The 13,006-nt window shown below is 73.6% G+C and carries 9 protein-coding genes; 3 read left to right on the plus strand and 6 right to left on the minus strand.

The features are described 5' to 3' along the window. Window positions 1-817: 817 nt before the first annotated feature. The 4 genes from ACIPLC_RS14605 to ACIPLC_RS14620 all read right to left on the minus strand — a co-directional run bounded on the left by ACIPLC_RS14605 (window position 818) and on the right by ACIPLC_RS14620 (window position 5,412). Window positions 818-1,366, minus strand: coding sequence for a GTP-binding protein (locus ACIPLC_RS14605; RefSeq protein WP_400473386.1), 549 nt, complete (start codon window positions 1,364-1,366; stop codon window positions 818-820). A 163-nt stretch (window positions 1,367-1,529) separates the two neighbouring features. Continuing rightward, the gene (locus ACIPLC_RS14610) at window positions 1,530-2,069 is read right to left on the minus strand and encodes a DUF742 domain-containing protein (protein WP_400473316.1); all 540 of its coding nucleotides are present in this window, start codon (window positions 2,067-2,069) and stop codon (window positions 1,530-1,532) included. 8 nt (window positions 2,070-2,077) lie between these two features. Further along, window positions 2,078-2,497 carry a roadblock/LC7 domain-containing protein gene (locus ACIPLC_RS14615; protein WP_063349983.1) on the minus strand — a complete coding sequence of 140 codons (420 nt, stop codon included), beginning with the start codon at window positions 2,495-2,497 and terminating at the stop codon, window positions 2,078-2,080. Continuing rightward, the gene (locus ACIPLC_RS14620) at window positions 2,494-5,412 is read right to left on the minus strand and encodes a nitrate- and nitrite sensing domain-containing protein (RefSeq protein ID WP_400473317.1); all 2,919 of its coding nucleotides are present in this window, start codon (window positions 5,410-5,412) and stop codon (window positions 2,494-2,496) included. The genes ACIPLC_RS14615 and ACIPLC_RS14620 overlap by 4 nt, the downstream gene beginning before the upstream one ends. A 559-nt stretch (window positions 5,413-5,971) precedes the next feature. Here ACIPLC_RS14620 and ACIPLC_RS14625 point away from each other — a divergent pair. The 3 genes from ACIPLC_RS14625 to ACIPLC_RS14635 all read left to right on the plus strand — a co-directional run bounded on the left by ACIPLC_RS14625 (window position 5,972) and on the right by ACIPLC_RS14635 (window position 10,787). Next, on the plus strand, window positions 5,972-7,909 hold the full coding sequence (locus ACIPLC_RS14625; RefSeq protein ID WP_400473318.1) for an AMP-dependent synthetase/ligase: 1,938 nt from the start codon (window positions 5,972-5,974) through the stop codon (window positions 7,907-7,909). A 335-nt stretch (window positions 7,910-8,244) separates the two neighbouring features. Beyond that, window positions 8,245-9,390, plus strand: coding sequence for a polysaccharide deacetylase family protein (locus ACIPLC_RS14630; protein ID WP_400473387.1), 1,146 nt, complete (start codon window positions 8,245-8,247; stop codon window positions 9,388-9,390). Between the two features lie 500 nt (window positions 9,391-9,890). Beyond that, window positions 9,891-10,787: a nitroreductase/quinone reductase family protein gene (locus tag ACIPLC_RS14635; protein ID WP_400473319.1), complete on the plus strand. Its 897-nt coding sequence runs from the start codon at window positions 9,891-9,893 to the stop codon at window positions 10,785-10,787. 189 nt (window positions 10,788-10,976) lie between these two features. Here ACIPLC_RS14635 and ACIPLC_RS14640 read toward each other — a convergent pair whose 3' ends face one another. Together ACIPLC_RS14640 and ACIPLC_RS14645 are read right to left on the minus strand one after the other, a co-directional pair. After that, entirely contained in the window at window positions 10,977-11,774 is a 798-nt protein-coding gene (locus ACIPLC_RS14640; RefSeq protein ID WP_400473320.1) for an SGNH/GDSL hydrolase family protein, read from the minus strand. Between the two features lie 486 nt (window positions 11,775-12,260). Next, entirely contained in the window at window positions 12,261-12,974 is a 714-nt protein-coding gene (locus ACIPLC_RS14645; RefSeq protein ID WP_400473321.1) for a hypothetical protein, read from the minus strand. Between the last annotated feature and the right edge of the window lie 32 nt (window positions 12,975-13,006).

Genomic DNA, 13,006 nt, shown 5'->3' on the forward strand with positions numbered 1-13,006 from the left:
CGAACAGGTGCGGCTGCCGGGACGGCCAGAACGGCTCAAGGTCGAGGCGACCCTGGTGGCTGTCCCCGGCGCGGTTCGCGCGCCCGTTCCACCGCCCGGCCGGTCCACCGGCGCACATCGCGGAAGCCGCCCCGGTCGTGCGGGAACGGCCGGCGATGCCGGAGGCAGGGCTGGTGCAGGCGATGTTCACTGGTGGTCTCTCCGCGAGGCGGGGCCGGATCGGCGGTCACGGGCACGCCGGATGGGGCGGGTCCGCTACGGCCTGGTCGACGGGATTGGCGGTGCGTCAGACGGCGGCCGGGTAGGCCGGGGGCGTCGGGGACGTACCGGGAAGGGGCCGGCCGGTCACCGACAACAGGCGCTGCAGATCAGCGCCTGGTCGATGTAGCGGCGGACGGTGAGTACCGGCGTGACGGGGGCGGGATCGGTCGTGGCGCGTCGCTGGCCGACGGTCATCCTGCTGCCCTCCCCCTTGCTCTGTGCGACGGCGCGTCGTCGTCGATGCGCGCCTTCGTGAACGGAACGTTTCCGGCCCTCCCGACGGCATGGCCGGGCGGCTTTCGTGCCCAGAGCCTTCCACGCCGGGCCGGTCTAGGCAACCTTCAGCGCGCCGAACGTCCGGGATCCGGACAACCGAATGAGACGTCGGTCGGGTCGGAGGCTCTGTGGAGCCTCTGTGCGGGTGCAGCGCCGGACCGGAGCGCGATGGTGCCAGGCCGGGTCGTGGCGGCGTCAGGCCCGGGCGCGGTGGTGCCAGACCGGGTCATGGCTGTGTCAGACCCGGGGTGCGATGCCATCGGGCCCGGGTGCGGCGGCGTCAGGCCCGGGCCGGCGCGCGGTGGCGACGGGCGGCGGCGTGCTCGACGAGCGCGACCAGGAGGTCCTTCCCGTCCTCCCGCAGGCGCGCGTCACACAGCAGCACGGGGATGTCCGGGTCGAGGTCGAGCGCGTCGCGGACCTCGTCCGGGGCGAACCGCTCGGTGCCGTCGAAGCAGTTCACCGCGACCACGAACGGGATGCCGCGCTGCTCGAAGAAGTCGACCGAGGGGAAGCAGTCGGCCAGCCGCCGGGTGTCCGCGAGCACCAGTGCGCCGAGCGCGCCGCGGGCCAACTCGTCCCAGACGAACCAGAACCGGTCCTGCCCGGGCGTGCCGAACAGGTACAGCGCGAGTCCGGGCCGCAGGTCGATCCGGCCGAAGTCCATCGCCACGGTGGTGGTGCGCTTCGCCTCCACGCCCGAGGTGTCGTCCACCGGGCGGCCCAGTTCGCTGAGCTCCTCCTCGGTGCGCAGCGGCCGGATCTCGCTCACCGAACCGACCAGCGTGGTCTTTCCCGCGCCGAAGCCGCCCGCGACGAGGATCTTCACCGCGACGGCCGGACCGCCGCGCCAGCGCGGGTCGTTGGCGCGGCCGTCGGAGCTGCGGCTGCCGGAGCCGCGGCCGGCTGGGGTGCCCGGGCCGCCGGGGCCACCGCGGCCACCGGGGGTGCCGCCACCAGAGGTACCGCCGGCGGCGGCGCGGCCGTCGTGGTCAGAGCGCACGGAGTCCATTGATCACGTCTCGCAGCAGGCGCTCGTCCGGCAGCTCGGCGAGCGGAACGGGTCGGGTGACGCTGATCAGCTCGGCGTCGTAGAGGTCGCCGAGCAGCACCCGGACGACGCTGACCGGTAGGTCGGTGTAGGAGCCGAGTTCGGCGACGGACAGCGGCTCGCGGCGGCACCAGGCCAGGAGGGTCTGGTGCTCCGGGTCGAGGACGTGCGCGGGCACGGCCCCCGCGTTCGGCCCGGGCTCGACGGCGGTGATCAGCGAGATCAGGTCGAACAGGCCGTCCTCGACCGGCCGGGTCCGGCCCCGGGTCATCGAGTAGAGCCGCACGACCGGGCCGGCCTCGTCGTCGAACCAGCGGTCGTCGACGGGGGCGGGCGGGTGGAACAGGTCGGCCTCGTCCCCGTCCTGGCCCAGCTGCTCCGCCACCGCCCAGGCCGCCCCGGCCGACGCGTCCGGGCCGTCCGGGCCGTCCGAGCCGTCCGGCTCGGGCCGACCCGCCGCCTCAGCCTTCGGATCCGCCATCGGACCGCTCATCTCCCCGGCGGCGCGGCTTCGGTGCGCGGCTCGGCGGCCAGGTGCTCGCCGACCCGCTTGACCAGCAGCGCCATCTCGTAGGCGATCTGGCCGATGTCCGCCTCGGCCTCGCTCAGCACGGCCAGGCAGCTGCCGTCGCCGGCCGCCGTGATGAACAGGAACGCCTCGTCCAGTTCCACCATGGTCTGGCGGACCCCACCGACCTTGAAGTGCCCGCCGGCGCCCTTGGCCAGGCTGTGGAACCCGGCCGCGACGGCCGCCAGGTGCTCGGCGTCCTCGCGGTCGAGGTCGCGGGAGGCGCCGGTGGCCAGGCCGTCGCTGGAGAGGATCACCGCGTGCCGCAGGGCCGCGACGCGCCCCACCAGGTCGTCCAGGAGCCAGTTGAGGTCCCCGGACGGCTGCGTCGAAGTGGTCATGAATCAGTTCCTTCCGATGGAGCGGGTGGTGCAGGTGTTGCCGGTGATACAGATTTTCCTGGTGGTGCAGGTGCTGCCAGTGGTGCAGACGTTCCTGATGGTGCAGGTGTTCCTGATGGTGCAGGTGGCGCGGTTCGTGCCGTGGGTGCGGGCGCCGGGTTCAGCCGGACGGGCGGGCCGGGCGGCACCCGGCGGGCGAGCGGCGCCCGGGCACCGTCCGACGGCGCGGACAGCGCCGCCGGGGCGGGTGCCGGACTGATCGCCCGCCGGGACGGGTCCGGCGGCCGCCAGGCGGGTACGGCGGCGGGCCGGGCACTCGCCGGGGCCGACGCCGACGTGGTGGTGCCGCGCCCACGGGTGAAGCCGCGTTGGAACGAGGCGAACGTGGCCCGCGCCTCCTCGGGCGAGCGCTCGCGCGCCCGCTCCGCGTCCCTGGCCTCCTGAGCCTGTCGGGCGGCGAGGGCGGCCTGGTCCTCGGGCCCGTTGTCGGCCCGGTCCCGGAGGCGCTCCTTCAACTGCTCCTTGAGCTGTGGCGCGAGGTTCGCCTGCCGGACCCGCCGGGGCAGCCCGCCCTCGGTTCGCGGGCTTGCCACCACCGGCGGGCTCGCGGGCCCGTCCACGGGAGCGGTCGCGGCCTGCTCGCCCCGGCGGTGGCGCCCCGCGCCTGCGCCGTCCTTGCCGTCCTTGCCGTCCTCGCCGTCCCGTGGCGGAGCGGGCACCAGCACCGGCCCGCCCTTGGTCCGCGAGGCCCGTCGCGGCAGCCCGCCGGGTGTCCGGGCCGGCTCGGGCGTGGACGGCCGGGGACCGCCGCTGCCCCGGTGCCGCCCGCCCTCCCCAACGACAGACCCGACAACAGCACCCGCAACGGACCCGGCACCGGAACCGACGGCAGAGCCGACGGGAGAACCGGCCGCGGAGCCAGCAGCGGAGCCGGCAGCGGGCACGGCGACCAGGTCGCGCTGCCCGCGCCGGGCCGGGGCGGAGCGCTGTCCGGTGGACGGCGGCTCGGGCAGGCCGTCCGGCGCCTCGGCGAGCAGTTCGCGCGGGATCAGCACGACCGCCGTCGTCCCGCCGTACGGGGACGGGCGCAGGTGGACCCGAATGCCGTGCCGCCGGGCCAGCCGGCTGACCACGAACAGGCCCAGCCGGTCGGTGTCGGCGAGGTCGAACTCCTGCTCCACAGCGAGGCGTTCGTTGGTCTCGGCGAGCAGCTGCTCGCTCAGCCCGAGCCCGCGGTCGTCGATCTCCAGCGCGAAGCCGTGCGCCACCACCTCACCCTGGACGGTGACTTGGGTGGTCGGCGGAGAGAACACCGCGGCGTTCTCGACGAGTTCGGCGATCAGGTGGGTGACGTCCGCGACGGCGCTGCCGAGCAGGCCGGTGCCGGGGAACGGTCGGACGATCACCCGGGCGTAGTCCTCGACCTCGCCGACCGCCGCACGGACCACGTCCACCATCCGGACCGGCTTGCGCCAGGCGCGCCCGGGCGAGCCGCCGGCGAGGATGATCAGGCCTTCGGCGTGCCGGCGCATGCGCGTGGTGAGGTGGTCGACCTTGAAGAGGTCCGCCAGCTCGGTCGGGTCCTCGGTGCGGCGCTCCATGGTGTCGAGCAGGGTGAGCTGGCGGTGCAGCAGCACCTGGCTGCGCCGGGCCAGGTTGACGAACACCGCCGAGACGCCGCGCCGCAGTTCGGCCTGTTCGACGGCGGCCTCGACGGCGGCCCGCTGGACGGCGTTGAAGGCCTGCCCGACCTGGCCTATCTCGGCCGCCCCGAACCGCAGTTCGGGTGCCTCGGCCGCGACGTCCACCGCCTCGCCGCGGCGCAGCCGCAGCATGACGGAGGGCAGCCGGGTGCCGGCCAGTTCGTTGGCCGCGTTGCGCAGTCCGATCAGTTCGCGGGCGAGGCCGCGCCCGATCCGGAAGGAGATCAGCACCGACAGGACGACCGCGACCAGGCCGATCGCGCCGGCGATGCCGCCGCGCCAGAGCAGCCCGATCGCGGCGGACCGTTCGCGCTCGCCGATCCCGTTGGCGATCCGGGTGTTGATCGAGGTGAGGTCGCCGAGCGCCCGGTCCGCGGTCTCCCGCCAGGAGTCGCCGTTGATCGCCTGGGCGACCCGCTCGGGGCCGCCGGCGCCGACGAAGTCCGCTTCGGCGCGGGCCAGCGCGGCCCAGGCCTCGCCGCCGCGCAGGGCGACGTAGTCAGCCTGGTCGGCGGGTTCGAGTTCGGCGATGTAGACGGTGAACAGGGCCTGCTGGTTGTGCAGGGCGTCCAGGGCGACCTGGTACTGCTCGGCGGTGGGCTTGGCGGCGCCGCTGCGCAGGCCCTCCATCGCGGCGTCCTCCTGCGCGAGGTACTCGCGAGCACGCACCAGCTCGATCAGGATGGTCCCCTGGCGCGGGAGTTGGCCGGTCTGCCGGGCGACGTAGGCGGACCGGAAACTGAACACCGGCTTGACCAGGTCGCTGTACTGCCCCAGCGCGAACTCCCAGTTGAGCGCGGAGCGGCCGACCTGCGCGCGCAGCGGTCCGATCTGGTCGGCGGCGGCGATGATCTGCAGGAAGCGGCCGCGCTGGGAGTTGGAGAGCTTGCCGCCCGCGTGGTCCTTCTTCTGCCGCAGGACGTCGAGGCTGCGGTCGGTGGCGGCCTTGGCGTGTTCGTAGGCGTCCGTGGCGACCTGCGAGTTCGGGACGGCCAGGCGCTGGACGGCCGCGCGGCGCTCGTCCTGCAGGTCAGTGGCGTACTCGTCGACCGGGGTCCCGAACTCCTTGTACGTACGGCTGATCTCCAACTGGCCCCAGACGTCTCCGGTGGTGGCGAAGGTCGCGTACACCCACAGCGCGGTGAGCGCGACGATGGGCACCAGGAGCAGCGCGATGATCTTCGCGCGGATCGAGCTGCTGCGCAGACGCATGGAGTCCTCGGTCGGGAAGTGCCAGGCGCGGACGGGGAGCGGTTCGGAGGAGCCGCGGGGCTCGGCCGGAAAGGGGCTGCGGGAGGGGCTGCGGAAGGGCTTCGGGGGTCGGCTTCGGGGCTGGTCGGCGTGGATGGTGCGTCATCGGATCGGGCCTGGCCGGGAGGCCCCCGGCCGCAGGTCTGCGAGAGCCTACTACGCCCTGACCACTCGTTCGAGGGTCGAACCGGTCCACTTCTCCGGCTTGCCCCGCACACGTCAGGATCGGATCCCGGTCACCGCGGGCTCGCGTCCGGATCGTCCACCGGCGCCCGGTTTGCCCGGTCACCGAACGCACGCCGTTCCTCCCCGGCGGCGACACCTTCCGCAGGGACTGGTGCCGATCTCGTCGCGCCACGGTCACAACCCTGGGCAGTGACAGGCCGATCCGATAGTTTCGCTCCACCTGCGCGGCCCGGCACCGCCGCCACGGCCTCCGGCGCCGACACCGGTACCGGCACCGGTACCGGCACCGGCGCGGGCGCGGGCAGTGCGGCCGCGAGACGCTGACGGGGGGAATGTGCGCGAGTTCACCACCCCCGCCGTGGCCGGGCCCGAGGCCACCGGAGGACTCGCCGACTCGCTGTACGACACCGCCGAACGCTCACCGGACCTGGTGCAACTGGCCCGCCGCGTCGGCCCGGCCCGCCCCGCCAGCTCTGCCTGTTCCAGCAGTTCCAGCGGGGCCGGCAGTTCCAGCGGTTCCAGCAGCTCCGGCGGTTCCAGCAGCTCCAGCGGCTCCAGCGGCCCGTTGGACGAGTGGCGGGGCGTCACCGCGCGGGAGTTCCGCGACGAGGTGCTCGCCCTCGCCAAGGGCCTGCTCACGCGGGGCGTGCGCTACGGCGACCGGGTCGCCCTGATGTCCCGCACCCGCTACGAGTGGACGCTGTTCGACTACGCGCTCTGGTCGATCGGCGCGATCACCGTCCCGGTCTACCCGACGGCGGCCGCCGAACAGGTGCGCTGGATCCTCGCCGAGACCCAGGCGGTGGCCTGCCTGGTCGAGGACGAGGACGCCGCGATGACGGTCGGCGCGGTCTGCGACGCGCTGCCCGACCTCACCGGCATCTGGCAACTGGACCGCGACTGCGTCGCCGCGATCACCGAGGACGGCCGCGACGTGCCCGACTCGCTGGTGCACCGCCAGCGGCTCGGCGTCGCGGCCGGGAACGTCGCCACCGTCGTCTACACCTCGGGCACCACCGGCCGCCCCAAGGGCTGCCTGATCACCCACGCCAACCTGGCCGCCGAGGCCGACGCGCTGCTCGGCGGCTGGCGGGAGGCCTTCCACGACACCGGCGCCGGACAGCCGTCCACCCTGCTGTTCCTGCCGCTGGCGCACGTCTACGGGCGGGCCGTGCAGGTCGCGGCGATCCGCGGCGGCTTCCGGATCGGGCACGTCCCGGAGGTCTCCACCGACGCCCTGCTGCCCGCGATGGAGTCCTTCCGGCCGACCTTCCTGCACGTCGTCCCGTACGTCTTCGAGAAGATCTTCCAGCAGGCCCGACGGGCCGCCGAGGACGCCGGGCGAGGCGAACTCTTCGAACAGGCCCGGCAGGTGGCCGTCGACTGGGCCGCCGCCAGGGAGCAGAAGGCGTTCGGCCGCGGGCCCGGGCCCGGCCCCAAGCTGCGGCTGCGCCACCTCGCCTACGAACGGACCGTCTACCAGCGGCTGCGGGCCGCACTCGGCGGCCGGGTGCGCAGCGTGATGTGCGGCGGCTCCTCGCTGCGCCGTGAACTCGGCCTCTTCTTCACCGGAGCCGGCCTGCACCTGTACGAGGGCTACGGGCTGACCGAGACCTCCGCCGCGATCACCGCCAACCCGGTCGGACGGCAGAAGCTGGGCACGGTCGGGCACCCGCTGCCGGGCTCGTCGGTGGCCCTCGCCGACGACGGCGAGGTCTGGGTGCGCGGCGGCTCGGTCTTCGGCGGCTACCTCAACCACCCGCAGTGCACGGCGGAGTCGCTGATCGACGGCTGGTTCGGGACGGGCGACCTGGGCCGGCTGGACGAGGACGGCTACCTGACCATCACCGGCCGCAAGAAGGACCTGATCGTCACCAACAGCGGCAAGAACCTGGCCCCGGCGGCGCTGGAGGAGCGGGTGGCCGCGCATCCGCTGGTCTCCCAGTGCCTGGTGGTGGGCGACGACCGTCCGTACGTGGCCGCGCTGATCACGCTCGACCCGGCGGCGCTGGCGCACTGGTTGAAGACGCACGGGCTGGAGCAGCTGGACCCGTGGGCGGTGCTCGCGGACGAGCAGTTGCACACCGAGGTCCAGCGCGCGGTGGCGGCGGCGAACACGGCGGTGTCGCGGGCCGAGTCGATCCGCGCGTTCCGGCTGCTGGCCCGGGAGTTCAGCCAGGACCAGGGGCTGCTGACCCCCTCCCTGAAGCTGCGCCGGGCGGCGATCGCCGAGTACTACGCCGCGGACATCGCGGAGCTGTACGGTCCCTGACGGATCGTCTTGTCCCTTTTGTGGCAGGTGCGGTGGAATTCGGTTCACCGGCCGTTCCCTTGACGGGCCGATTGGTCCAGTCCATTGTTTCTCCTCGGTCCGAGTGCGGCGCACCATCCGCTCCCGCCCCTCCGGGAGCACCCAGGTTCCGCGGTCCCCGGTCCACGAACCCGGTCCCACGAACCCGGTCCCACGAACCCGGGGCCCGGGGCCAGGGGCCAGGGGCCAGGGGCCCGGCTCCAAGGGCCCGACCCACGGGCCCGGTTCCAGGGTTCCGATTCCGCCACGCCCTCCCCACGGGCGTGTCCCCCACACGCAGGAGTCCTCTCGTGTCGATGTCCACGCGCCTGTCCGCGCTGGCCGCCTCCGTCGCGCTGCTCACCGCCTTCGCCGCCCCGGCGGCCTCCGCCGACCCCGGGCCCGCCCCGGCCGGCGCCCCGAGCGGCCCGAGCGGCCCAACCGTCAACCTGGCCACCAACCCCGGCTTCGAGCTGCCCGCCCCCGACCTCTCCGACTGGGGCGCCGTCCCCGGCTGGAGTTGCACCGGCGGCCCGGCCGAGGCGGCCGTCACCGCCACCGCCGCGCACTCCGGCACCTCCGCGCTCACCGTCACACCGGCCAACGCCGACTCCACCGGCGAGTGCGCGCAGACCGTGGCCGTCCAGCCCAACACCACCTACACCGCCTCGGCCTGGGTCCGCGGCGACTTCGTCTACCTGGGCGCCACCGGCACCGGCAGGGACGTCGCCCCGGCCTGGACCGAGACCACCGGTGGCGGCTGGCAGCAGCTCACCACCCGGTTCACCACCGGCCCGAACGCGCACAGCGTCCGGCTCTACGTCCACGGCTGGTACCAGCAAGGCCCGTTCTCGGTCGACGACGTCCGGGTGGACGGCCCCGCGCCCGCCCCGGCCGTGGCCGCCGGATCCGTGCCCACCAACGACAAGGTCGTCTTCTTCACCGTCGACGACGGCTGGCAGCGCACCCCCGAGGCGGAGAAGTTCATCGCCGACCACCGGCTGCCGATCACCGCCTTCCCGCTGCCGATGCCGGCCGGCACCGACCCCGACTTCTTCCGGCGCGTCACGGCCGTGCCCGGCTCCTCCATCCAGGACCACAGCGTCTCCCACTCCGACCTCAGCAAACTGCCGCTGGAACAGCAGCAGATCGAGATCTGCGACGCCCGCGACGCCCTGACCCGCCAGTTCGGCACCGCGCCGACGGTCTTCCGCCCGCCGTACTTCGCTTGGAACGCCGACACCCTGCAGGCCGCCGCCGGCTGCGGCATCCGCACGGTGCTCACCGCCGACGCGGACTTCAGCTGGGGCGCGTCCAACATCTGGCACCCGGGCCTGTTGCAGCCGGGCGACGTCGTCCTGATGCACTGGACCGACACCCTCGCCGACGACCTCCAGCGCGCCCTCGCCGCCGCCGACGCGGCCGGGCTCAAGCCGGCCGGCCTGGTCGACCACCTGCGCTGACACGCCGCCGCGGGCCGACGCGCCGCCGCCTCCAGGGGGAGCGGCGGCGCGTCGCCTTCTGCCTGCGGGGGCCCGTTCGCAGGGGAACCGTGCGCGGGAAGCCGTCCGCAGGGAGCCGTCCACGGACGGCCCGGCTCAGCCGAAGACGTCCGCCATCCAGCGGCCCAGGCGCTCGTCGAAGTCGGCGGCGCCGGCTCGACGGCGTGGTCGAGGTCGACGATGCGCTCCACGGTGGCGTCCACTCCCCTTCGTCGCCGATCTCGCCCGTTGACAGGCCTCCGCAGCATGACTGTAATGGGGGCGTGCAGCGTGGCGCCGGCCACAGAGCAGTGGGCCGGCCGGCGACCGAGCGAGCACCTGTATCCGAGGGACGATGCGCGATGAGCACTTTCTCCGCTGCCCTGATCTGACGTAGGCGGTCACCGCGGTGTCCGCGTGCGCGCCCGTGCACCGCGTGTGGCCGTGACTCCCAAACCCTGCAGGAGACTTCACCCACACGTATGTCCACGTCCACGAACCATGTCAACCAGTTCAACCGGAACGTCATCGAGGAGTTCCGCGCCAACGGCGGGCGGGTCGGCGGCCCGTTCGAGGGCGGCGACCTGCTGCTGCTCACCACCGCCGGGGCCGGCTCGGGCAAGCCGCACACCGTGCCGCTCGGGTACGTCCGGGCCGAGGGGCTGCTCCTGGTCGTCGCCTCCGCCGCCGGGGCGCCGGACCACCCGCAGTGGTACCGCAACCTGCTCGCCCGACCGGTGGTCCGGGTCGAACTCGGCTCCGAGGCGTTCGACGTGATCGCCGTACCCACCGAAGGCGCCCGACGGGAGCAGCTGTTCGCGGCCGTCGTCCGGCAGGCGCCCGGGTACGGCGACTACCAGGCGAACACCGAACGGGAACTGCCGGTGATCGTCCTGGAACAGCCCGAGACACCCACCCGCGAGGTGCGCAGCCTCGCCGACAAACTGCTGGAGGCGCACACCTGGCTGCGCGCGCAGCTGCGCCACGTCCGGGAGGAGGCGCACTCGCACGTCGCGGGCCGCCCGGCCGGCCTCGGGCTCCAACTGCGCCAGCACTGCCTCGCCTTCTGCGAGGGGCTGACGCACCACCACACCGGCGAGGACGCCGCGATCTTCCCCGCGCTGGCGCGCAACCACCCGGAGCTGGCCGAGGTGCTGGAACGGCTGGGCGAACAGCACCTGGTGATCGGGCGGATCAAGGAGGAGCTGGTGGCACTGCTGGCCGGGATCGAGGTCACCGAACCGGAGCGGCTCCGGGCCGAGTTGGACCGGATGTCGGCCGAACTGGAGGCTCACCTCGACTACGAGGAAGCGGAACTGCTGCCGACGCTCGCCGGGATCCCGTTCCCGCCGGTCCGATCCGGCCCGGCCGGGAACTGAGACGCGCGAAGGCCGTCGGCCCCTCCCCCGCACTCGGGGGGAGGGGCCGACGGCCCGCGTGTCGGTCTGGCGGCGAGCCGGTGCAACGACGTACCGGTGGAGCGACGTACCGGTGGAGCGACGTACCGGCGCGACAGCCTGCCGGTGCGACGGGGCCCGCTGGTGCGGCGGCCTACCGGCGCGAAGCCGTTACGACTGGGTGAAGACCGGGAGGTAGCCACCGGACTGGCCGGCGGCCTTCGGGTGGTAGCTCTCGTCGACCGGCAGGGTGGCGCTGTTCAGCCAGGTGGTCTGCGAGCCGCAGATCTCGTGCTCGGTGAAGATGCTGCGCACGTCGCCGAAGCTGAAGCCGGCGTTGGCGACCCGCTTGGCGATGACCTCGTCCAGCGTGTCGGCGGCGCCGTTGATCGCGGCGCGCTTGGTGTCACTGATGCCGAGGATGCAGCTGCCGCCGATCTTGTAGAGGTGCGGGTAACCCAGCACCACCACGTGGGCGTTCGGCGCCTTGGCGTGGATCGTCGAGTACACCTTGTCCAGTTGGGCGGGCAGGGTGTTGCGGGCGTAGTTCTGGGCCGTGCTGACGGCGCTGAGGCAGGTGCTGTCCGACTCCAGCACGCAGGTCTTCATGGTGTCGGCGAAGCCGGCGTCGTTGCCGCCGACCGACAGGCTGACCAGCGTGGTGCTGGAGCTCAGCGCGGAGATCTGGCTGTTGAGGACGTCTCCGGTTCTGGCGCCGGAACACGCGACGAACGAGAAGGAGGACGGCGAGTGCGCGTTCTTCCACAGGTACGGGTAGGCGTTGGTGCTCCGCTTGCAGTTACCGCTGTCGCTCAGGTAGCTGCCGGCACCGACACCGGCGGAGTAGGAGTCCCCGAGAGCGACATAGCTGACACCGGCCGCGTTCGCGGATGACGCGGTGAAGAGCGTGGTCAGAGTGAGAAGAGCCGCTATCGCGGCAACGGACAGGGCGCGAGCTGGACGGAGCATGGCACCTCCTGGTGTGGTATGGGTCACAGAAGTGATACCAGGCAGTAGGTGAACCGGGAAGCGGTCATGCCAAGGACATTGACGGACCGTCTGACAACGCAGAAGTGAACCACCAACCACAGGGCGTGAGTTGGCGCTGGTCAGCGCCGGTGTACGCCGACGGGCGTCGGTCATCGCGCGTAGACGGTGGTCGGCGAAAAAGTCAGCAAGTGGTCAGTCGGTGGTCAGGGCGTGGCCAGGACACCGTCACGCCACGGCCATCGCCGGGCCGAGCCGTGGCACGGCGCGTTACGGCGCGACGCCGCCCGGCCCCGCCCCGCGCGCGGTGCGGGGCGGGGCGGGGCAGGGCGTGCCACGGCAGGACAGCGCGCGGCGCAACCCGGCCCGGCTCCGCACGCACAGGCGTCGGCACATGCGGGCTCCGGCCCGAAGCCCTGACCGTGGATCAGGTGGACGATGACCGTCGCCCGGCCACCCCTCCCCGGGCTACGCGAGGCCCGGGTGAGGCTCGCTCGGGCACGCGGCGTCCGGGCATACGGCGTCCGGGCATACGGCGTCCGAGCACGCCGCGTCCGAGCACGCGGCGTCCGGGTAGACCGCACCGGGGAAGACCACGCAGCCCTCCACCGGCAGCTCCTCGATCGCCTCGTTCGCGGCGACCGGCACCCCGAGCCGGCGGGCGGCGGTGGCGACCGCCACCCGGGCCTGGCGCAGCCCGGGCGCGCCCCAGCCGAGCAGTTCGACGGCGAGTCCGGGCGCGACCAGCAGCCTCCGGTAGTGCCGGCCGGAGGCCGGGTCAGCCGCGCTCGGACCGACCACCCGCAGCGCCGCCGCCATCCGGACCCGCGCGCACTCGTGCCCGCCGTTGGCCGAGCCGACCCGGTCGTAGAGGTAGCCGAGGTAGTACGGCCGACCGATCACGGCCTGGGCCTCCTCGGCCGCCTCCCGGGCCAACGCGGAGGCCGGGTCGCCGGCGTCCTCCGGCTCCAGCGAGCCACCGGGCAGCGAGCAGATCCCGTCCCGGGGGTTGACCAGGGTCAGCACCCGCCCGTCCGGAGCGAACAGCCACCCCCAGGACTGCTTCACCGGCAGCCCCTCGGGCACCTGCTCGCCCGGCCGCCACGGCCACCCCGCGGTGGGACGCCGGCGCACCCTGCCGAGCAGCTCGGCGATCTCCGCGCTGTACTCGATCCGGCCCATGCGCCCCCCTCTCGGTGTCGGGCTCGCCGGAC

The sequence above is a fragment of the Kitasatospora sp. NPDC086801 genome, from assembly GCF_044745805.1.
Lineage (GTDB): Bacteria > Actinomycetota > Actinomycetes > Streptomycetales > Streptomycetaceae > Kitasatospora.

Coding starts and splice junctions, on each gene's coding strand:
- ACIPLC_RS14620 (WP_400473317.1), bottom strand. CDS start 5,412: ATGCGTCTGCGCAGCAGCTCGATCCGCGCGAAGATCATCGCGCTGCTC.
- ACIPLC_RS14635 (WP_400473319.1), top strand. CDS start 9,891: ATGTCCACGTCCACGAACCATGTCAACCAGTTCAACCGGAACGTCATC.
- ACIPLC_RS14640 (WP_400473320.1), bottom strand. CDS start 11,774: ATGCTCCGTCCAGCTCGCGCCCTGTCCGTTGCCGCGATAGCGGCTCTT.
- ACIPLC_RS14615 (WP_063349983.1), bottom strand. CDS start 2,497: ATGACCACTTCGACGCAGCCGTCCGGGGACCTCAACTGGCTCCTGGAC.
- ACIPLC_RS14645 (WP_400473321.1), bottom strand. CDS start 12,974: ATGGGCCGGATCGAGTACAGCGCGGAGATCGCCGAGCTGCTCGGCAGG.
- ACIPLC_RS14610 (WP_400473316.1), bottom strand. CDS start 2,069: ATGGCGGATCCGAAGGCTGAGGCGGCGGGTCGGCCCGAGCCGGACGGC.
- ACIPLC_RS14630 (WP_400473387.1), top strand. CDS start 8,245: ATGTCCACGCGCCTGTCCGCGCTGGCCGCCTCCGTCGCGCTGCTCACC.